At 46.2% G+C, this 20,381-nt stretch carries 18 protein-coding genes and 1 pseudogene; 13 read left to right on the top strand and 6 right to left on the bottom strand.

Going from position 1 to position 20,381, the window contains the following annotated elements:
• Positions 1-119: 119 nt before the first annotated feature.
• From KJB05_RS20460 to KJB05_RS20440, 5 genes and pseudogenes are all read left to right on the top strand, one after another.
• Positions 120-788, top strand: a complete 669-nt coding sequence (locus KJB05_RS20460; RefSeq protein ID WP_038895613.1) for an SDR family oxidoreductase — start codon at positions 120-122, stop codon at positions 786-788.
• Between the two features lie 100 nt (positions 789-888).
• A complete protein-coding gene (locus KJB05_RS20455; protein WP_208445786.1) occupies positions 889-2,076 on the top strand; it encodes an MFS transporter in 1,188 nt (395 codons plus the stop codon).
• Between the two features lie 78 nt (positions 2,077-2,154).
• A complete protein-coding gene (locus KJB05_RS20450) occupies positions 2,155-2,784 on the top strand; it encodes a GrxB family glutaredoxin (RefSeq protein ID WP_208445787.1) in 630 nt (209 codons plus the stop codon).
• A gap of 10 nt (positions 2,785-2,794) precedes the next feature.
• A pseudogene (locus KJB05_RS20445) lies at positions 2,795-3,885 on the top strand (alkene reductase).
• 163 nt (positions 3,886-4,048) lie between these two features.
• On the top strand, positions 4,049-4,234 hold the full coding sequence (locus KJB05_RS20440) for a hypothetical protein (protein WP_009706309.1): 186 nt from the start codon (positions 4,049-4,051) through the stop codon (positions 4,232-4,234).
• Between the two features lie 52 nt (positions 4,235-4,286).
• On the opposite strand, the gene KJB05_RS20435 is transcribed toward KJB05_RS20440, so the two are convergent.
• On the bottom strand, positions 4,287-5,729 hold the full coding sequence (locus tag KJB05_RS20435) for a glutathione synthase (protein WP_208445788.1): 1,443 nt from the start codon (positions 5,727-5,729) through the stop codon (positions 4,287-4,289).
• A 195-nt stretch (positions 5,730-5,924) separates the two neighbouring features.
• On the opposite strand from KJB05_RS20435, the gene KJB05_RS20430 reads away from it, so the two are divergent.
• Positions 5,925-6,446, top strand: a complete 522-nt coding sequence (locus KJB05_RS20430) for a DUF2058 domain-containing protein (protein ID WP_005439241.1) — start codon at positions 5,925-5,927, stop codon at positions 6,444-6,446.
• Between the two features lie 70 nt (positions 6,447-6,516).
• Here KJB05_RS20430 and KJB05_RS20425 read toward each other — a convergent pair whose 3' ends face one another.
• From KJB05_RS20425 to KJB05_RS20415, 3 genes are all read right to left on the bottom strand, one after another.
• A complete protein-coding gene (locus KJB05_RS20425; protein WP_208445789.1) occupies positions 6,517-6,966 on the bottom strand; it encodes a YHS domain-containing (seleno)protein in 450 nt (149 codons plus the stop codon).
• A gap of 84 nt (positions 6,967-7,050) precedes the next feature.
• Entirely contained in the window at positions 7,051-7,443 is a 393-nt protein-coding gene (locus KJB05_RS20420) for a ribosome recycling factor family protein (protein WP_208445790.1), read from the bottom strand.
• A 4-nt stretch (positions 7,444-7,447) separates the two neighbouring features.
• Positions 7,448-8,317 carry a LysR family transcriptional regulator gene (locus KJB05_RS20415; protein ID WP_208445791.1) on the bottom strand — a complete coding sequence of 290 codons (870 nt, stop codon included), beginning with the start codon at positions 8,315-8,317 and terminating at the stop codon, positions 7,448-7,450.
• A 107-nt stretch (positions 8,318-8,424) separates the two neighbouring features.
• Between KJB05_RS20415 and KJB05_RS20410 the strand changes: the two genes are divergently transcribed.
• A complete protein-coding gene (locus KJB05_RS20410) occupies positions 8,425-9,681 on the top strand; it encodes an adenylosuccinate synthase (protein WP_208445792.1) in 1,257 nt (418 codons plus the stop codon).
• 115 nt (positions 9,682-9,796) lie between these two features.
• On the opposite strand, the gene KJB05_RS20405 is transcribed toward KJB05_RS20410, so the two are convergent.
• Positions 9,797-10,012 (bottom strand): hypothetical protein, encoded by a 216-nt coding sequence (locus tag KJB05_RS20405; protein WP_005439254.1) that lies wholly within the window; start codon positions 10,010-10,012, stop codon positions 9,797-9,799.
• 463 nt (positions 10,013-10,475) lie between these two features.
• Between KJB05_RS20405 and KJB05_RS20400 the strand changes: the two genes are divergently transcribed.
• Positions 10,476-11,963 carry an EAL domain-containing protein gene (locus tag KJB05_RS20400; protein WP_208445799.1) on the top strand — a complete coding sequence of 496 codons (1,488 nt, stop codon included), beginning with the start codon at positions 10,476-10,478 and terminating at the stop codon, positions 11,961-11,963.
• A gap of 313 nt (positions 11,964-12,276) precedes the next feature.
• The gene (gene ansB / locus KJB05_RS20395) at positions 12,277-13,341 is read left to right on the top strand and encodes an L-asparaginase 2 (protein WP_005439260.1); all 1,065 of its coding nucleotides are present in this window, start codon (positions 12,277-12,279) and stop codon (positions 13,339-13,341) included.
• A 116-nt stretch (positions 13,342-13,457) separates the two neighbouring features.
• Here the strand turns inward: ansB and KJB05_RS20390 are convergent, their stop codons facing one another.
• Positions 13,458-14,294, bottom strand: coding sequence for a pyruvate, water dikinase regulatory protein (locus KJB05_RS20390; RefSeq protein ID WP_208445793.1), 837 nt, complete (start codon positions 14,292-14,294; stop codon positions 13,458-13,460).
• 349 nt (positions 14,295-14,643) lie between these two features.
• On the opposite strand from KJB05_RS20390, the gene ppsA reads away from it, so the two are divergent.
• The 4 genes from ppsA to tyrS all read left to right on the top strand — a co-directional run bounded on the left by ppsA (position 14,644) and on the right by tyrS (position 20,247).
• Positions 14,644-17,013, top strand: a complete 2,370-nt coding sequence (gene ppsA / locus KJB05_RS20385) for a phosphoenolpyruvate synthase (protein ID WP_027726571.1) — start codon at positions 14,644-14,646, stop codon at positions 17,011-17,013.
• A 177-nt stretch (positions 17,014-17,190) separates the two neighbouring features.
• Positions 17,191-17,970 carry a hypothetical protein gene (locus KJB05_RS20380; RefSeq protein ID WP_005439266.1) on the top strand — a complete coding sequence of 260 codons (780 nt, stop codon included), beginning with the start codon at positions 17,191-17,193 and terminating at the stop codon, positions 17,968-17,970.
• Between the two features lie 117 nt (positions 17,971-18,087).
• On the top strand, positions 18,088-18,909 hold the full coding sequence (locus tag KJB05_RS20375; RefSeq protein WP_208445794.1) for a LuxR family transcriptional regulator: 822 nt from the start codon (positions 18,088-18,090) through the stop codon (positions 18,907-18,909).
• A gap of 81 nt (positions 18,910-18,990) precedes the next feature.
• Positions 18,991-20,247, top strand: a complete 1,257-nt coding sequence (gene tyrS / locus KJB05_RS20370) for a tyrosine--tRNA ligase (RefSeq protein ID WP_208445795.1) — start codon at positions 18,991-18,993, stop codon at positions 20,245-20,247.
• Positions 20,248-20,381: the final 134 nt, after the last annotated feature.

The following is a 20,381-nucleotide window of genomic DNA, read 5'->3' as shown; positions in this document are numbered from 1 at the left end:
TTCCCTCCAAAACCTCATTATTCGACTGAGCTGAATAATCAATTCAAATATTACCCAATTATCAAATTTCTTCCAATCAATATACTGGCTCCAACGAAACAAGATTGGAGAAACAAATCATGAAAACAGAAAAAACTGTCTACGTCGTACTCGGTGGCACATCAGGTATTGGTGCTGAACTTAGCCAACAACTTGCAAGCGACAATGCGGTTGTCCACGTAGCAAGCCGCAAGACAGGGTTAGACATCAGCGATGAACAGTCGGTTTACCACTACTTCGAAACCATTGGTGCTTTTGACCACCTGATCGTCACAGCAGGTTCTTATGCTCCGGCAGGCAAAGTGGTGGATGTAGAAGTTTCCCAAGCAAAATACGCGTTCGATACCAAATTTTGGGGCGCCATCAACGCAGCGAAACATGGAGCACGCTACATCAAGAAAGGCGGCTCAATCACGCTAACTTCCGGCATGTTATCGCGCAAAGTTGTTGCTAACACCTACGTCAAAACTGCCATCAATGCGGCCATTGAAGCGACCACAAAGGTACTGGCGAAAGAATTGGCTCCGATCAGAGTGAATGCGGTCAGTCCAGGTTTAACCAAAACCGAGGCATATCAAGGCATGAACGAAGACGACAGAAATGCCATGTTCAAACGTACGCAAAATAGCTTACCTGTTGGCAAAGTAGGCGAAGCCAGTGACGTTGCAAAAGCTTACTTACTTCTGATTGAAAACAGCTACATGACTGGCGCCGTGATTGATGTTGATGGTGGCGCACTGCTTGGCTAACAACACACGTTCAGCTAACCGCAAATAAAAACAAGGTGCCAGAGCAATAAAGAAGCATGGCACCAATGGGTTCAAACGAAATAAAAAAAGAGACTCCCCCATGAATAAAGAAAAAATGCCGCTGCAGGTATGGATCCTAACGCTTGCAGCTTTTGCTATCGGTACCGCAGAATTTGTTATTGCAGGAATCCTTCCTCAAGTCGCCAACTCTTTGTCCATCACGGAAGGGCAAGCGGGTTATCTAATCAGTGCCTACGCGCTTGCCATTGTGTTTGGCGGCCCGCTACTTACGATTTACTTGGCACGCTTTAACAAGAAAGCCGTACTGGCTGGGCTGATGGTGCTGTTTATTCTCGGCAACGTATTGTCCGCTTTCGCACCGAACTACTTTGTGTTGATGGTCAGCCGAGTGATCACAGGTTTGGTTCAAGGTCCTTTCTACGGCATCGGTGCTGTGGTCGCGACCAATTTGGTTTCAGAAAAAATGGCAGGTCGTGCGGTCGGACAGATGTTCGCAGGCCTAACACTGGCTAACGTTTTAGGTGTGCCTGGCGGTACTTGGATTGGCTTGCAATTCGGCTGGCACACCACTTTCTTAACCGTTGCCGCTTTTGGTTTAGTGGCTCTGTTCTTCATCACTTCAGTGATCAAATCGACTGGTCATGGGGAAGCAAAAGATGTCAAAGCGCAATTGGCTGCGTTCAAAAACCCAATGCTACTTATCAGCCTTGCGATCACCGTATTTGCTTGGTCGGGGTTTATGACTTTGTATGGTTACATCGCCCCTATCGCCATGCACATCACTGGCTTTGGTGAAAGTGCCGTGACTTGGATTTTGGTTATCGTTGGTGTCGGTCTGATTGTCGGCAACATCATGGGTGGTCGCTCATCGGATAAAAACCTACAAAAAGCGTCCATGTTCTGGGCCATCGCGATGATTGTGTCACTGGTACTGGTCGGCCTAACTGTCGACAGCAAAGTTCTGTTTATTGCCACCGCCTTTGTATTTGGTATTGCGTCATTCGCTAACGTGCCAGCAATGCAGCTTCGAGTAATGAACCACGGTGGTGAAGGTCAAGAGTTAGCAGCGACGGCAAACATCTCTGCGTTCAACTTAGCCAATGCCTTTGGCGGCTTCTTAGGCGGCATGGTGCTCGATAGCCAAATGGGCGCAGGCATGATCCCTTACGCAGCCATCATTGTTCCACTGATTAGTCTGCTATTCATCGCCAAAGCGAACCGCAAAGAAAGCAAACAAACTGAGTTAACACCAAGCTTCAACAACTAATTTCATCCCTACTGGTAGCCCTGACTTAACGTCTCCCGAACAAGCGGGGCTACCCAATTAAATGACTAGGAAAACACTATGAAACTCTACATTTACGAACATTGCCCATTCAGTGCTCGCGTCCGCTATGTTGCTGGCATGCTGAATATCCAACTCGACGTCATCAATATTGCTTATGACGACGACAAAACCACAACAGACCTGATTGGAACCAAGCAAGTACCACTTCTTATCAAAGACAACGGTGAAGCGATGGCAGAAAGCCTAGATATCATCGCTTACTTCCTTGAACTGGCAGCATCAAGCGAAACAAGCCAACCATCTCAACAAGCGCTGGATTGGCAAAAAATTGCGTTTCTTCCACTGCAAAAAGTGGGTTACCCACGTTGGTCAAACATGGATTTACCAGAGTTTGCCACTCAGTCTGCACAGCTCGCTTGGCGCGCGAAAAAAGAAACGGATGCACTCAATTTTGATGCACTTTTGCAAGACACACCAAACATTGCCAAAGAGGTCGAAGCGCTCATCGAACGTGCGAAAAGAGTGTTGAATCTCGATTCCTACCAGCATGTGACGTTGGTAGACGAAGCGATTTTATTTTCTATTTTGCGAGGGTTCTTCAGTGCCGCAGAAATCCAATGGGACAACACCGTGAAAGATTGGATGGAATCGGTAAGCAACAAAACCCAAGTACCACTACTTAAGTAAGGAATCGATCATGAGCAAGCTATTTGAACCAGCACAACTAAAACAACTGGATCTACAAAACCGCGTAGTCATGGCACCAATGACCCGAGCGCGCACTAGCCAACCGGGAAACATTCCAAACCAAATGATGGCGACTTACTACAAACAGCGCGCAACCGCAGGCTTAATCATCTCTGAAGCCACCCAGATTTCAGACGATTCGCAAGGTTACTCGTTCACACCAGGCGTATACACTGACAAACAAGTGGCAGGTTGGAAAACCGTTACTCAAGCAGCAAAAAAGCAAGGCGCAACGATGTTTTGTCAGTTATGGCATGTTGGCCGTGTATCACACCCGACATTCCAAAGAGGCGAACAGCCTATTGCCCCATCAGCACTAAAACCCGTAGAAACCCAAGTGTGGATTGCCGACGAGCAAGGCAATGGCAACATGGTCGATTGTGTAGAGCCACGAGCGATGACTCAGCCGATATTGACCGTGTTGTAAATGATTTTGCCCATGCAGCGAAACGTGCGATTGAAGCAGGCTTTGATGGCGTCGAAATCCACGGCGGTAATGGTTACCTAATTGACCAGTTCCTACGTACCAATTCAAACCACAGAACCGACAACTACGGCGGTACTCGCGAAAACCGACTTCGCTTTTTATTAGAAGTGGTCGATGCGGTAAGCGAAGCCATTGGTGCCAACAAAGTGGGAGTACGACTCGCACCTTTCATCACTTTCAAGGACATGAACTGCCCAGACATTGTGCCAACCATCCTTGATGCATCGAAACAACTTCAAGCTCGTGATATTGCGTACTTGCACCTGTCTGAAGCGGATTGGGACGACGCACCAGTGATTCCAGAAAGCTTCCGCATCGAACTGCGCGAATACTTCACCAACACGATTATCGTCGCGGGCAGTTACACCCAAGAGCGTGCTGACGAGGTACTTGAGAAAGGCTATGCGGATTTAGTCGCGTTTGGACGCCCGTTTGTTTCTAACCCAGACTTGGTGGCGCGCTTACAGCACCAACAACCTCTGGCAGAACTGGATGGCTCGACACTATTTGGTGGCAGTGAACACGGCTATACAGATTACCCAGCGCTTGGTTGAGAGGCTTTACCCGCTTGTGATAGCGATTCATAGCGTGCCGTATTTCTCAGATTAATCAGTTGCTATTCCATAAAAGGAAAAGCGCAACACAGCTCAACGTTTTCTTAAGTTTGAGTGTAATAAACTGGCTGCATATTCAGAATGCAAATTTAGGAGAACGCTCGTGTCTGATGAAACTACAAAACAAGAAGTGACGGTTGTTGATATTAAAATGCCGTTCATGTCGATGGTGATCTTTATGGTCAAGTTCGCTATCGCTTCAATTCCTGCGATGATCATCTTAGGTATTATTTTCAGTATCTTGGGTGCGCTTTTCGGTGGGATGTTCCACGGTATGGGCCACATGTAACCGACTAATCCACAAACACTCTCCACGTTTTACTCATGGAGAGTGTTTCTTTTTAATCCACCAGCACTAAAGAGTCTAAGATGCCTTTACCGCTGTGGATGCCACCTTCGTTTTCACTGGCTGGTTTACTGCGAATCAAATAACCCGCGTAGCCATCCAATTGCGTTACAGGTTCACCTTGATAGTGCGCCGTGAATAAACCGATTTCACTCACAAGGTCTGTCACCATGCTCTGCTTCGCATCACGCACCGCAATCGTCGGTGTTTCTCTTTCATGCGGATACAAACGCTGCATCAAAGCCCAAGCGCTGTATTGCTCTTGCGGCAGTCGACTCAGCTGTTTCGCAATATCGTCACCAAAGATACAGTGACCACCGCCCTCACCTTGGTTTTTCAAAACCCATTCGTCTTTGTTACCAGAAGCAGCAAACCATTTAATCGTGTCAGTGTTAATTGGCTTCATCTCTGCCAATACGCTTTTGACCAACTCGGCTTCTTCAAGATTGAGCCCCCAGCGCTGATACTCACTTGCCGGCATCATGGTTAACAACATTTGCATTGATTTGCTGGTCGCCAACTGTTGGCTGATGGTCGCATTCATCGCCACATAGTGCTTTTCCATGAACAAACGAGTCTGGCTCAAGGTGTGGCAACAGATTGGTTCATTTAGCTCTGGCGAGAAGTAGTCCAGATATTGATAACCAGCACGTAAGTACACAACGTCAAGACCGCCGATGTTATCTAACAAAAGGCGTTGTTCGTCATCGCTCGATAACTGCGAACTCAACTGCTCAAAGGTACGTCTTACCGTGCGAACGCCAAGCTTCTGCAATTCCACTTCGAGTAAGTGTTGGTCGTACACGTTGTCTTCGTTTTTCTGCACCACCATCAAAAACGTCGGTTCGCCCTCTTCATTAAAATGCGCTTTGACTTTTCTCGCGGCAGTGACAATACCAAGCGCAAGTTGCTGCATGCCTTGGTTATTGGCAGGCGTAGCCGTTTTATCTTCTAACCATTGTTGGTAGACGCTGCCCCACTGTGAGCTTAGGAATTGATGCAGCTCTGTTGCACGCTGACCAAAAGGCGCCATCCCAGCCGCAATACCATTAAACTCGATGACTTTCGCACCGTGTTGACGATCATCCATAAAGTCGGTTCGCATTAACAACAACGGTTGGCGCGCAGCTTCATGGTGAACCTCTTTATGCAGCTCCAATAAACGCTCAAAGAAAGTATCGGCTTTGCCTAGCTCGGCTAAGGAGGTTTGCAGGAATTCATAATCTTCAGACACATGACTGATCAGCTTGGCGATTAACGGCGTCACTCTCTTCAAATGTGCGAACACATCACGCTCTATCGTCATTGGCGCAAAGCTAAAAGGACAGTGTCTTGCGGTGTTATCTGCTTGACGAAATGCCACACCGTGCATGATTGCCCACTCACAAGCTTCTTCAATCACTTGTTGCGGGATGGTTTGTTTGTCTGAGGTACTCATGGTTTTGCTTTAAAATTTTTCGCCTAATGTACTTAAGACGCTGGAAGTTGCAATAAGACGCACACTTTCTCGATTTATTTTTCGTTTTTTTGCTCAACAAAGCGCCGAGTCATATCCCGCCGTATGTTTAACCCTCTTTCTTTGCGGCGGATGACTGGTTAAAATGCACAAAATTGCGCACTAACTGGATAGATCATGGCAAAACTTACCCTTCAAGAGCAGATGCTGAAAGCAGGCTTGGTTAACGAGAAAAAACTGAAGAAAGCGAAAAAAGGCTCTAAAAAATCACGCGTTCAAGCTCGCGAAGTAAAAGCGGCGGTTGAAGAGAACAAACGTCAGCAGTTAGAGCGTGACAAGCAATTGAGCGAGCAACAAAACGCAGAGCGCTTGAACAAAGAAATCAAAGCGCAAATCAACCAACTGATTGAAATGAATAAGGTTGATTTGAAAGATGGCGACATCAAGTACAACTTCACACACGGCACGCTTGTGAAATCTCTGTACGTTGAGTCAGAGATCCGCGAACAGCTTATCAAAGGCATCTTGGCAATCGCGATTGTTGGTGAAAGCTACGTTGTCATCCCACGTGGTGTAGCAAACAAGATTGCTCAACGCGATGAATCTGTCATCATCGAACAGAAAGAACCAGAAGCGGATATCCCTGCAGAAGATGACCCGTACGCAGATTTCGTCGTACCAGACGATCTAATGTGGTAATGCTCCACTGCGTGGAACCCAAAATGAAAAAGGTCGCTGTAATAGCGACCTTTTATCTTATCGGACTTCGTTATTCTGCAAGTAACTTCGGCCAGTTTTTATCCCCGCTCGCAATGTTACCCGGAATGTCTTGTTGCCAAGAGGCTTGAACGGATTTGCTGTAGTTTAGGTAGAGCTTTCCATCGTGAATATTCCACGCATTAGGATCTATCTTGGCGGTATAGCCTTTACTCACTGCCCAAGCACAATAGCCGCCATATTGAGGTGCAAATTTCTTCGGATTTTTCACGAATGCATCTCGATTTTCAGCCGATGAAAAGTACCATTTGGCATCATTCCAACGGTAAGTAAAATCGCTGTCACCTTTGACTGGCTTTGATTGAGTGAAGTAGGCGACAGGGTCATAACTACGAATCGCTTTACCGAGAAAGTCGCTATAAACAGGATCAAGAGCGAAAGCTGGAAGCGTCAAACTCCCCCAAATGAAGAACACACTTAACAGTTTCAATATCAGCTTCATAACCTTCCCTCTCTACGTTATCCGATGTTTGATAATCAATCGCTTACCAGTATAGACAGGAAAAATCAGAAGAAACTTTCAGGCTTATAGCATCTCTGCGTCGAAACGTGCCGTTCGAGCTTGGGCGATCGTACAGTTGGTTTCCGACATTAGCTCTGCCAAGGTAATGTTTGGATTCTCCAAGACCAATCGAATCAGCTTGGCCTCCAAAGGTTCAAGCTTATCGCTGTGCTTAGCCAGACCAACTTCCATTTTGTTTATCACAAATCGCATTGGTTCAGATTCTTCTGCTTTGATATGATCGAGGAACGCTTTTAAATCCAAAGCCTCACCAACAATTTGCCAATTACGCGAGCGTCGAATGCGCTTCATTTCGCACTTCTTATCAGCCGCTATTGCTTTGGCTCGCTTGGCATGATCACCACCAATTCGGTGAATCAAAGATGGTAAAGGGATAGTAATCGTTGTGTCTTGCATGCCGTTAAACCTCTACCACAGACACATTCTCAGCTACCCATTTAAGAAGCTGTTTTGCGGCTTTAGACAGCACTTGGTTTTGGCGAACGATGTAGCCAAAATCGGTGTTGGGGAAGCTGGGTAACGGCGTCACTTTTCTTGATAGTTTCAATCTTGGATCGAGTGAGAAGTCCGGCACAATTGCGGTTCCGAATCCGGCTTCTGCCCAATCAATTTGTGCCTCTACACTGCCTACTTCCATGACTCTATGTTTTGGCAGGTTTAGCTCTGGCAGAGACGCGTCAATCAACTCACGCGTTCGGGTATCGTGACCGAGCAAGATAAGAGTTTGGTTCTCTTCGCTGTTATCTCGCCAATCGAAGATGTTATCGCCGAAAGCACACCAATGAATCTGGGTCAGCGACGTAAAGTGCAGTGGTTGACTCTCTTTCTGCGCAATAACAAAACCAATGTCAGCACGAGCACTTTTTACCAAATCTACTGCTTGCGATGAAGTGGTGTTGAACAGCGCTAAGTCGATACCGGGATATTCGTTTTTGAATCGTTGGAATGGCTTGATAAGTAACAGACGCGAGACAATATCACTCGCCGCAATCGAGAGCGTTCCTTGCGTTAAGTCATTAATAGCATTGAGATCGGACTGGCAGATTTGCAGCTCATTCAACATGTGCTCGGCAGTGTCTAATAATCGCTTACCGGCCTGAGTCAGTTGTACTGGGTTACGTTCTATCAATTTGGTACGAGTGGCTTGTTCTAACTGCTTGATGTGAAGACTGACATTTGGCTGCGTCATGTGCAGTTCAATCGCTGTTTTTCCGAAATGTTTCACTTCTGCCAAGGTGACAAACGTACGTAACCAGTTCAAATCCAACATAGAAAATTACCCGATATGACTTTCTTATCAAGTTAATGAGTATAATTAATTTCTCTTATTCATGCGAGCATCCTAAGATTTTCCGGTCTGTTTTTGGAGAATGAATTATGTCGTCTATCGTTGTTGTGGGTGCAAACTGGGGTGATGAAGGCAAAGGCCGCATCGTTGACTTTTTGGCAGAGCAAGCTTCTGCAAGCATTCGTTTCCAAGGTGGTAACAACGCGGGTCACACCGTAGTTAACGACCTAGGTACGTTCAAGCTGCACCAGCTACCAAGTGGCGTTTTCAACCCTGACTGTTTGGCAGTTTTAGGTCCGGGTATGGTTATCAGCCCTGCGTCGCTGACTGAGGAGATTGCGGAAGTCGCGGAAGCGGGCGTTAAAGTGAACATGTGCATCTCTGATCGCGCAACACTGTGTCTACCTCTACACGCACTAGAAGATACGCTAGAAGAACAACGCTTAGGCGACAAAGCATACGGTTCAACTCGTCAAGGTATTGCACCTGCATACGGCGACCGTGTGATGAAAAAAGGCATCCTAGTTGGTTGGTTGAAACAACCAGAAGTTCTAGTAGAACGCATCAAGTTCTGGATGGACTGGAAACTTCCACAACTACGTGCACTTTACCCAACGTTCGAATTCGAGCAAACCGCTGAAGAAATGGCGAACTGGTTGCTAGAAGTGTCTGCACCTTGGCGTGATGCTATCTGCAACGTAACTCTGCCGCTAAAAGAGCTGCAAGCAAAAGACCAAACTCTACTGTTCGAAGCACAGCTAGGTGCGGGCCGTGACCTTGTTTACGGTGAGTACCCATGGACAACATCTTCAAACGTTGTGTCTATGTACGCGGGTATCGGTAGTGGTCTTCCTGCTCTACGTCCAGAGCGCGTTATTGCAGTAGCAAAAGCGTTCAGCTCATCAGTAGGTACTGGTACGCTAATCACGGCAATGGAAGAGCAAGATGCATTCCGTGAACTTGCGGGTGAATTCGGCGCAACAACAGGTCGTCCACGTGACATGGGTTACTTTGATGCAGTAGCGACTAAGAACGGCGTTGAGCTTCAAGCAGCGACTGAAATCGCTCTGACCAAAGTAGACTGTCTGACCGGTCTTAAAGATCTAAAAATCTGTGTTGGTTACGAAGGCGAGCACAGCGAAAACCCAATCTGGCCTCAAACGGCTGCACTAGCACCAATCTACGAGAAGATGGAAAGCTGGAGCGAAGACATTACTGGTTGTCGTAAATTCGAAGAGCTACCAGTTGCGGCACAAAAATACGTTCTACGTATTGAAGAACTAATGGGTGTACCAGTGAAAATGGTATCGGTTGGTCCTGGTCGTGAACAAATGATTATGCGCTAAGACGTAAACAGTACGTCTATTGGCAAGCGGCTTTTATCTTTTCCGGGGTAAAGCCGCTTTTTTTATGCACTTTATACTTTGTTAAAACAAGTACTGTTCTATGTTTTAACGAGCGTCAGAACGCTAATTCTTCCAACGGCCTCACCACAGAGCCGTGTTGCTGAGACAGCAAGGAGAACTCAACTTCTTGCCCACATCCGCAGTAAAAGTCGTAACCTTCACCAGTTAAAAACGGCGTACTTTTATCGATAAACCAATCTCTAGATTTTTTAGTATGAAGCTCACCACAACTTGGGCAAGTCACTTCAATCGAGAAAGTTTTCGCAATCATATCCCTAACCTCTTGTTTATTGCATCACGTACAACGAAATCGTTTGCTGCAAATAAATTAAACGAAGTCTTGAAACACTTCGTTAAGATATTGTCAGAGGCAAGGGTGGAAAATGCGTGTTTCAACGACACTTTGAACAAGTTTTTGCAGAATTAGATAACCGACAAACTTTGCTCTACATACCCCTTTAGGATGAATACATTTTGAACGCTTATTTATCACAATTATGTGATAGTAAGACTCATTTTTTATTTTAAAATAGTAACTTATCGTTATTTTATAAGATCATCTTCACAGTTTGCGCTGAACATTTCCTAAATATGAGACGCTTAATATAGTTTTATGTCATTACTTGCTTGCGCTACTGATATCTGTGACCAATAAATTCTTCAAAAACGCCTCCAAAAGATGGACAAACAACATCAAATTGGGTGTGGTCGGTGTTCTTTCTTTCACGTTCACCATGTTGGCTTTCATCCCTCTTGCGAACCAACATCATAAAAAGCTCACCGAACAAGCGGTGGTGTCTATCGAAAATGAGTTTCGAGACAATGTGAATGATCTCACCTACTTGCTTGATGACGCGTTTTTTCTAAAAGCCTGCAATGATTTAATACATGACCTGAGAGCGAGCATCTTCAGCTTGGGAATGGCTAAAGATATCGCAACGTTCGACAGCGATGGTCAAGTGTTGTGTACCAGTAGCGAACGCAGCCCGTCTTTTTTTATTTACAAAACCATCTTAAAACGTCTTGGCGATAGCGATGTACACGCCACCCTCTCCTACACCAAAAGCGCATTAACTCCGGACCAAGCACTGATTCTGTTTTTCACGAAACAAGAAGGTAGAGGCATTAGTGTGGTTCTTCCCAAGGAGTCATTAGAGACCCTCGTTGCTGACATCTTTCGCTTTGGAGACATGGACTATCGAATTGATGTCATTGGGAGAACAGTAAGAAGCCCGAGCGATAAACAGCCTCTGCGCATGGAAGAAGTCGCCTCAGATGTGCTGCCTTTTACGGTTTACTCTTGCATTGGCTTTGCGTTCTATCTGCAGTTTCTGGTGAGCAAGCTTTGGCTAGGATTGCTAGTGATGGCGTTTGCGCTTGTGGTCCGCCTATTCTTCACTTCGAAGAAGTTTGCTAAGAACAGCTTGGAGTTCTCTCTTACACAAGCGATCAAAAGTCGAAATTTGAGTGTGCACTACCAGCCAATTGTGGATCAACGAGATGGGTCAGTGATTGGTGGAGAATCCCTAGTGCGCTGGAATGATCCGGTTCAAGGCTTTATTTCCCCAGGTATCTTTATCCCTCTTGCAGAGAAAGTTGGCTTGATCGACCAGATCACTTATCTCGTTTTAGATAAAGCGATCAATATGATCGCCTCGAATAAGGTGACGTTCCATGATCGTTACATCAGTGTGAATGTCAGTCGTTCTTTGATCTTACGAGAGGATTTCATTGAAGAAGTTGAGTCTCGTTTGAAGTATCGTTACTTCATCAGCGAACGTTTGGTGTTTGAGATCACCGAAGAGGCGATCTTCAGTGGCGGCGAGCTCGCGGTGCTTCGTAAACATCTCGACCGCTTAGCCGTTCTAGGAATTCGTATTGCGGTTGATGACTTCGGCACAGGTTATTCGGGGCTGGACTTCATCAGCCAGTATCCGTTTGACATTATCAAAATCGACCGTGTGTTCGTCACCAACTTAGGTAACGGGCAAACCATCCAACCTTTGTTAGAAGCCATCCACACGCTTTCACAAACGCTGAATATGTCAGTGATTGTGGAAGGCGTAGAAGAGCAAGCGCAATTACGTGTTTTGCATGCTCTCGGCTTCTACAACATACAAGGCTTTTACTTCTCGAGACCTATTCCGAAACCAGACTTCCTCGAATATTTGGAATCGAAACAGGCATCGACGCTACAAACTCTCACGCCCGCTCTAAACTGAGTTTAGAGTTTTCTGGCTCTTGGCTGAGCAACGGACGCTCAGCCAAGTCTTACCTTAAAACCTCATCAGACGTCGTCTTACTTACAAATCAGTAATTTACAATTAACCAATTGTTAAACACACTGCCGAAAGTTCTCACTTGTTAATGAAGCACGTCGATTAAGTTAAACACTTGATTTAATGTTCTTTAACTGATTAGTTGATCACGATTTTCATCTGTAAATTGGTGAACTTGTGCTCAAAAAATCTACCGCACTGTTTTTAGGATAGATATCGCTTCCCCCAACATCTAACCCAAAAACAGGTGAATCCTATGACTAAAAAGTTTCTCCGCCTAAGTACGATCACGCTCGGTTTGTGCATGAGTTCTTTGTCCTTCGCCAATGCCGACCTACCAAACATTAAGATCTTAGCAACCGGCGGTACTATCGCTGGCGCTGGTCAATCAGCAACGGAATCAAACTACACCGCAGGTAAAGTCGGAGTAGATTCGCTGATCAATGCCGTTCCTAGCATGACCAAGATTGCCGACATTTCTGGCGAGCAAGTAGTCAGCATCGGCTCTCAAGACATGAACGATGAAGTCTGGTTGACGTTAGCCAAACGCGTAAACGAATTACTCGCTCAAGATGATGTTGACGGCATTGTGATTACTCATGGTACCGACACGCTCGAAGAAACCGCCTACTTTCTTGACTTAACGGTGAAGAGTGACAAACCTGTTGTCATTGTGGGTGCAATGCGTCCTTCTACTGCAATGAGTGCAGACGGCCCAGTTAACCTCTACAACGCAGTAGTGACCGCAACGGATGAAGACTCTCAAGGTCGAGGTGTTTTGGTTGCGATGAATGACACCATCTTTGATGCGCGAGACGTAACGAAAACCAACACAACGTCAGTCAGCACCTTCCAATCACCGAACTTTGGCCCACTCGGTTACATTCACAACAGCGATGCGAAGTACCAACGCAGCCCAGAACGTAAGCACACCACAGAAACAACCTTCGACGTATCCAAGCTCGATAAGCTGCCACAAGTCGGAATCGTTTATAACTATGCCAATGCGTCGAGCTTACCGGTTAAAGCGTTCGTTGATGCGAAATTTGATGGCATCGTCAGTGCGGGGGTCGGCAATGGTAACTTGTACCACACCGTCTTTGATGAGTTAGAAAAGGCAAGTAAAGATGGCATCATGGTTGTTCGTAGCTCTCGCACGCCAACCGGCTCTACTACCCTAGATGCTGAAATTGACGACGATAAATACGGTTTCGTGGCATCTGGTACATTGAACCCACAGAAAGCTCGTATTCTGTTGATGCTATCGCTAACACAGACTAAAAATTACCAAGACATCCAGAAGATGTTCCAACATTACTAATCGAACAGTTCACGAACTTTTCTATGAGTGAAAGCTAACCGCTAATTAAAAAGAGGAGGCGCATATGCCTCCTCTTTTGTTATTTTTCACTAGTAACATAGCGAAACAAGGGCAACTTAGCCAAACAAGCGACGCTTCATCCCTGCTCTTTCAAGAATGCGGGTGGTGATTTCTTCCACCGAAAGAGATGACGTGTTGATGTAAGGAATGGCTTCTCTTCTAAACAGTGCTTCTACCGTATCAAGCTCCAACTTACATTGCTCAGTGCTGGCGTATTCGCTGCCTGACAAGCGGTTCTCGCGGATTTCATTCAACCGTTCTGGGTTGATGGTTAAGCCAAACAGCTTGTGACGATGGATTTCAAACTCCGGCAATAAACGCATCATCTTGACGTCTTCAGCAATAAACGGGTAGTTCACCACACGCAAACCAAACTGCATCGCCATATATAGGCTGGTTGGGGTTTTGCCACTGCGAGAAACGCCAAGAAGGATAATATCGGCCTCATCCAAGCCTTTAAGTGTGATGCCGTCATCGTGAGCAAGCGTGTATTCAATCGCAGCGATACGGTCGAAATAGGTGTCCGAATCTTTGCTTACGCTACGTGAGCGCTGCATCTTCGGTTGTGGTTCCATCTGAATGTCGTCCTGCACCTTCTGCACAATGCTTTCTAGCACGTCATAGCTATGAGCTGGGGCTTTTAGCAGCATTTCACGAATTTCTGGCACAACAATCGAGAAGAAAACCAAAGGTTTAATCCCCTCACGCTGGTAGGAAATCTCGATTTCTTTGATGACATCGGCGACTTTGTCTTCACTTTCGACAAAAGGAAAGGTTTTTTCATTAGGAATGAAGGAAAACTGACCCAGAACAACATGCCCTAACGTCTCACATGTTATGGCCGTTCCGTCAGAAACATAGAATACATCACGACTTTGGCTATTTATTTGCATTTTAGTTTAATTTTTAAAATTCATTTGAGTAGGATGGTTTACATAATATTAATAAATGAGTTTGGCTTGCAATTGCGTGCCCCACAGCTTTGAAAATTCTTCGGAGTTTTTTTAAGCCAAGACGTAATCGTTTGCCTTTCATATCAACCACGAAAAGTGTTGAACTATGTTTGCGTCGGAAAATTCGTTTAAGCCCCAGTTGGGAAGTTGTAGTTAACGCCCCTTACCTACAATGGCTGCTTGTCAGCTCGATACTGCGTCTTCAATGACATTGACCTGCAAGGATGCTCAACCGCTGTTCGAGGTTGGTATAAATCCCTACAAAGCTGCAATGTTTCTGGAGAAAGACATGCAAAAGAACACCCTCTGGTTCAATGGACTATCCATGGATGATGTCGACAAAGTCGGCGGTAAAAATGCTTCACTTGGCGAAATGGTTTCTAACCTAGCCAATGTTGGTGTATCAGTACCAAACGGTTTTGCGACAACCTCGTATGCGTTTAACCAATTCCTTGACCACGAAGGTTTGGATGAGCGTATTCACCAACTACTTGATGAACTGGACGTTGAGGATGTAGAAGCCCTGCGTAAGACAGGTGCCACCATTCGTCAATGGGTATTAGAAGCCCCGTTCCCTGCGGATCTTGAACAAGACATCCGCGATAACTACAAAGAACTGACAGACAATCATCCTGAGATTTCTGTTGCCGTTCGCTCTTCTGCAACTGCAGAGGATCTACCAGATGCGTCATTTGCTGGTCAGCAAGAGACGTTCCTAAACGTAAAAGGCATTGATGCTGTATTAGAGGCGACCAAACACGTTTACGCTTCTTTGTTCAATGACCGTGCAATTTCATACCGTGTACACCAAGGCTTTAACCACCGTGGCATTTCGCTATCGGCAGGTATTCAACGCATGGTGCGCTCGGACAAAGCCTCTTCTGGCGTTATGTTCACCCTAGATACGGAATCTGGCTTCGACCAAGTCGTATTCATCACCTCTTCTTGGGGCTTGGGTGAAATGGTGGTTCAGGGTGCGGTTAACCCTGATGAATTCTACGTTCACAAGCCAATGCTAGAAGCGGGTCAACACCCTATCGTTAAGAAGACCTTTGGCTCTAAGCAGATCAAAATGATCTACTCAGACCGTCAAGAGATCGGTAAGCAAGTTGAGATCATCGACACGTCAGTAGAAGAGCGCAACGCCTTCTCTCTGAATGATGAAGAGATCAAAGAGCTAGCAAAACAAGCAATGATCATCGAGAAGCACTACAAACGTCCTATGGACATTGAGTGGGCAAAAGATGGCATCGACGGCAAACTTTACATCGTACAGGCACGCCCAGAGACAGTATGTTCTCAAAGCGAACAAAACGTGATTGAACGTTACGAGCTAAGCAACAAAGCAGACGTTTTGGTTGAAGGTCGTGCGATTGGTCAACGTATCGGTAAAGGCCCAGTGCGCTTAGTCGATTCTCTAGACCAAATGTCATTGGTGCAAGATGGTGATGTGCTGGTGACAGACATGACTGACCCAGATTGGGAACCAGTGATGAAGAAGGCGTCTGCGATTGTCACTAACCGTGGCGGCCGTACTTGCCACGCAGCGATCATCGCACGTGAGCTTGGTATTCCTGCAATCGTTGGTTGCGGTGATGCCACCAGCAAACTGACGGACGGCGAGACGGTAACAGTGTCTTGTGCAGAAGGTGAAACGGGCTACGTTTACCAAGGCGAGTTGGATTTCGAAATCAAACGCTCTGCGGTCGATGAGCTTCCGCTGCTTCCAACCAAAGTCATGATGAACGTGGGTAACCCAGACCGTGCATTCGACTTCGCTCAAATTCCAAACGAAGGTGTCGGTCTTGCGCGTCTTGAATTCATCATCAACAAGATGATTGGTATTCACCCGAAAGCCTTGCTGAACTTCGATGCGCAAAGCGATGAGCTAAAAGCAGAAATCACTGAGCGTATCCGTGGCTACAAAGATCCAATTGATTTCTACGTTAGCAAGCTGACCGAAGGCATTGCAACTATCGCGTCTGCATTCTGGCCAAAACGCGTGATCGTTCGTATGTCTGATTTCAAATCGAACGAGTACAGCAACTTGGTCGGCGGTAAAGGTTACGAACCACATGAAGAGAACCCAATGCTGGGCTTCCGTGGTGCGTCTCGCTACATTTCTCCAGTGTTTGAAGACTGTTTCGAGCTAGAAACTCAAGCAATCAAACGCGTTCGTAACGAGATGGGTCTGAAGAACGTTGAAATCATGATCCCATTCGTTCGTACACCGAGCGAAGCGGCATCGGTTATCGACCTACTGGCTAAGTTCGACCTACGCCGCGGCGACCAAGGTTTAAAAGTCATCATGATGTGTGAGCTACCGTCAAACGCTGTACTTGCTGAAGAGTTCTTAAAGTACTTCGATGGTTTCTCTATCGGTTCAAACGACATGACGCAGCTTACGCTTGGTCTTGACCGTGACTCTGGCGACGTTGCTCACCTATTCGATGAACGCAACCCAGCAGTGAAAGCCATGCTGCAAATGGCCATCGATGCGGCAACCAAAGCAGGCAAATACGTCGGTATCTGTGGCCAAGGCCCATCAGACCACGATGACCTAGCGGAATGGTTGATGGAACAAGGCATCAGCTCTGTGTCATTGAACCCAGATACGGTTATCGATACTTGGTTGAAGCTAGGTAAAGTGAGCAAGTAATACGCTCCTTCCCAACTCGTAATGCAAAGCCCTCAAGCCTCGGTTTGAGGGCTTTTTCTATCATGTCAAAGCTCTGTGAGTTCGTGACGATAATCCCAACCTAAACGGCGTGCTAATTTTCCCTCTGAGATTTTTCACCTAGAATGAAAGAATCTGATTTCATAAAAGAATGGACCTATGAAAAAGCCACTTGCACTTGTTACCGCTTTAACGCTACTCGCCTCTCCGGCTTACGCAGATTGGGACGACATTTCTAACAGTCTCTCAGACCTTGGTGACGCCGTCTCTGATACTGCAAAAGACACTTGGGATGACACCAAGGCGTTCTCAAAACAAGCTTGGCAAGATTTCACTAACTGGTCTGAAGATGCGATCAACACTGCGGGTGAATGGACTGATGCCAGCATTGAGACCAGTAAAAAGTGGATCGACGATGCCGATAAGAAAATCGATGAATTGATGGAAGGCGATACGCCAGAAGAAGCGCGCCAAGCGATTGATTTAATGGCGGATAGCACTCTGCTAAAGCTCTTCAATGAGAAACCAGAAGCAAAAGATCTTTACGACAAAGCTTACGGCTATGCTGTGTTTGATTCACGCAAACTGTCGCTGATGTTCCACACCAACTCCGGCTCTGGTGTTGCAGTCAACAAGTCAACGGATAAACGCACTTACATGAACATGTTTGGTGCGGGTGTTGCCCTTGGTGTTGGCGGTAAGTTCTACCAACAAGTCGTGCTGTTTGAGAAAGAAAAAGACTTCAACACCTTTGTCGAAGAAGGCTGGGAAGCATCAAGCGAGGCCTCTTTAGTTGCTGGTGAGGATGGCGAAGAGATGACAGCGCAATTCAACAGCGGTGTGGCCGTGTATCAGCTAAACACCACTGGCTTGTTGGTTGATGCGAATGTTTCTGGTTCGAAATACTGGGTGAATAAAGAGCTGACCGATTCGCAGTAATCGCTTGGTTACAATGATTTATTGATGGGGAGCACTACGCTCCCCTTTTTGATCACTTTGGGATCACTGTCTGTTGCGTTATGCTTATCTCAACCTTTACCGAACTCCCGAATCCCCATGCCTAACGACGCATTCAACACTCAACTTGCAGAAACAATTTCTGCCCTAAACTCGCCAAGTTTTACGCCTAAACTCATGCGCGTTATAGCTTCGTTATTGAGTTTTGATTGCACGGTGATCCTCGGTTACCGCGAAGGCAAACACCCTATCTATCTGTATGATTCGATTGAGAATGAGCGCGAGCTTTTGTTCCAGCGTTACCTCACCACCTCTTTTCAAAACGACCCGTTTTACCAGAAGCTTAACGCCAACAAAGAGCAAGGCATCTTTACGCTCAAAGATGTCGTAGACAAAGACGTCGCGCGTAACGATCTCGATTACCAAGCCTACTGTGAGCAGTTTTACCACCAAACGGGTTGGAAGGATGAACTCAGCATGCTGATTGAAATCGAGCCGACACGTTGGGTGATGCTCTACTTCGGTTTTATGCAAGACGATAAACGCTTCACCAAGGCTCAAGTCACCAAGCTCAAATCTTACTTCGCGATTATCCAGTCTCTGTGCCAACAGCACTGGAAACAAACCGAGTTTACACTCGCTGAGCCAGTATTCAGCCCTAACGTTTATTCAGGACAAATGCGTGCCGCGATTGAATCCGCATTGGCATCGTTTGGCCAAACCGTCCTCACTCATCGAGAACAAGAAATCGCGGCATTGATCGCGCAAGGCTATGACAGCAAAGAGATTGCAACGCATCTCGATGTCGCCGAAGGCACAGTTAAGAACCACCGTAAACGCATCTACGCACAGTTAAATGTCGCGTCGTTAAGCGAGTTCTTTCAGTTGTTTCTCAACCACCTGATCACTCAATCAAGATAACAAACTGTCCCTTTAGGGATATATCTCGATTCCGCATCGCCTTTTAATCTGAATACAACCAGACCAGATAAAGATAAGACGATGACACTGATTGAAGATTTACAAGCTCGCGGTTTGATTGCCCAAGCGAGCGATTTAGACCAAGTTCAACAACTGCTTTCTACGCCACAAACCTTGTACTGCGGTTTTGATCCAACCGCAGGTAGCCTGCATATTGGCCACCTTGTTCCACTGATTATGCTCAAGCGCTTTCAAGATGCAGGACATCAAGCCATCGCTCTGATTGGTGGAGCTACGGGTATGATCGGCGACCCAAGTTTTAAAGCCACTGAGCGAAGCTTAAACTCAGAAGAAACCGTAACGGGCTGGGTACAAGATCTGTCGAATCAAATTCAACAGTTGATGAATAACCAAGTCAGCAAGCCAATGATCATGGTAAACAATGCGGATTGGGTGAAGCAGATTAACGTGATCGACTTCTTCCGCGACGTAGGTAAGCATTTCTCCGTAAATACCATGATCAGCCGAGAGTCGGTGAAGCAACGCTTACAACGTCCAGACCAAGGCATCTCATTCACCGAGTTTAGTTACGCACTGCTGCAATCTTACGACTTCGCAGAATTAAACCGTCAGTACGGTTGCCGCCTACAAATCGGTGGCAATGACCAATGGGGCAACATTGTGAGCGGCATTGACCTTACTCGCCGTCAAAATGGTGAGCAGGTCTTCGGTCTAACCCTACCTTTGATCACCAAATCTGACGGCACTAAATTTGGTAAAACCGAAGGTGGCGCAGTGTGGTTGGATCCAAGTAAAACTTCACCTTACGCTTTCTACCAATTCTGGTTATCTGCGGAAGATGCCGATGTTTACCACTTCCTACGCTACTACACCTTCTTGAGTTGCGATGAGATTGCCGCGATTGAAGTACAAGACAAAGAAAGCAAAGGCAAACCGCAAGCACAGCGTATCTTAGCAGAGCAAATGACGCGTTTTGTCCATGGTGAAGAAGGCTTAGCAAGTGCAGAGCGAATCACTCAAGCGCTATTTAGCGGCAATGTGCAGCAGCTAAGTTTGAGCGAGCTAAAACAGTTGGAACTCGATGGCTTACCGAGCATGCAAAGTGCTGAGCAAGATTTGGTAGAACTACTGGTTGAATCGGGCTTAGCCAACTCAAAGCGCATTGCTCGTGAACTGATTGGTAACAACGCCATCAGTGTGAACGGCGAGAAAGTGGATGCAGAAAACCCAAGTTTGAACTTCCCGTTGTTCGATCAATACTGGTTGCTTCAACGCGGTAAAAAGCATTTCTACTTGGTGAAACGCATCGCCAATTGATAAAAATTAGCGACCATAGTTACTTTCACCATAAAGACTTTGGGAATTGTTCCACGTGTTTAAAGTTTGGCAGCATCATTTCTGGTTTCCACTCAGCAAATACATCGCTTAGCGAAAAGTGGGAGGCGTTACGG

The organism is Vibrio sp. B1ASS3 (assembly GCF_905175355.1).
Taxonomy (GTDB): Bacteria; Pseudomonadota; Gammaproteobacteria; order Enterobacterales; family Vibrionaceae; genus Vibrio; species Vibrio owensii.
This window is presented reverse-complemented; position numbering and strand designations above follow the sequence as displayed.

What these genes read in the sequence shown, in the direction of transcription:
- KJB05_RS20460 (WP_038895613.1), top strand. Translation starts at nt 120, where the DNA reads ATGAAAACAGAAAAAACTGTCTACGTCGTACTCGGTGGCACATCAGGT.
- KJB05_RS20455 (WP_208445786.1), top strand. Translation starts at nt 889, where the DNA reads ATGAATAAAGAAAAAATGCCGCTGCAGGTATGGATCCTAACGCTTGCA.
- KJB05_RS20450 (WP_208445787.1), top strand. Translation starts at nt 2,155, where the DNA reads ATGAAACTCTACATTTACGAACATTGCCCATTCAGTGCTCGCGTCCGC.
- KJB05_RS20435 (WP_208445788.1), bottom strand. Translation starts at nt 5,729, where the DNA reads ATGAGTACCTCAGACAAACAAACCATCCCGCAACAAGTGATTGAAGAA.
- KJB05_RS20430 (WP_005439241.1), top strand. Translation starts at nt 5,925, where the DNA reads ATGGCAAAACTTACCCTTCAAGAGCAGATGCTGAAAGCAGGCTTGGTT.
- KJB05_RS20425 (WP_208445789.1), bottom strand. Translation starts at nt 6,966, where the DNA reads ATGAAGCTGATATTGAAACTGTTAAGTGTGTTCTTCATTTGGGGGAGT.
- KJB05_RS20420 (WP_208445790.1), bottom strand. Translation starts at nt 7,443, where the DNA reads ATGCAAGACACAACGATTACTATCCCTTTACCATCTTTGATTCACCGA.
- KJB05_RS20415 (WP_208445791.1), bottom strand. Translation starts at nt 8,317, where the DNA reads ATGTTGGATTTGAACTGGTTACGTACGTTTGTCACCTTGGCAGAAGTG.
- KJB05_RS20410 (WP_208445792.1), top strand. Translation starts at nt 8,425, where the DNA reads ATGTCGTCTATCGTTGTTGTGGGTGCAAACTGGGGTGATGAAGGCAAA.
- KJB05_RS20405 (WP_005439254.1), bottom strand. Translation starts at nt 10,012, where the DNA reads ATGATTGCGAAAACTTTCTCGATTGAAGTGACTTGCCCAAGTTGTGGT.
- KJB05_RS20400 (WP_208445799.1), top strand. Translation starts at nt 10,476, where the DNA reads ATGTTGGCTTTCATCCCTCTTGCGAACCAACATCATAAAAAGCTCACC.
- ansB (WP_005439260.1), top strand. Translation starts at nt 12,277, where the DNA reads ATGACTAAAAAGTTTCTCCGCCTAAGTACGATCACGCTCGGTTTGTGC.
- KJB05_RS20390 (WP_208445793.1), bottom strand. Translation starts at nt 14,294, where the DNA reads ATGCAAATAAATAGCCAAAGTCGTGATGTATTCTATGTTTCTGACGGA.
- ppsA (WP_027726571.1), top strand. Translation starts at nt 14,644, where the DNA reads ATGCAAAAGAACACCCTCTGGTTCAATGGACTATCCATGGATGATGTC.
- KJB05_RS20380 (WP_005439266.1), top strand. Translation starts at nt 17,191, where the DNA reads ATGAAAAAGCCACTTGCACTTGTTACCGCTTTAACGCTACTCGCCTCT.
- KJB05_RS20375 (WP_208445794.1), top strand. Translation starts at nt 18,088, where the DNA reads ATGCCTAACGACGCATTCAACACTCAACTTGCAGAAACAATTTCTGCC.
- tyrS (WP_208445795.1), top strand. Translation starts at nt 18,991, where the DNA reads ATGACACTGATTGAAGATTTACAAGCTCGCGGTTTGATTGCCCAAGCG.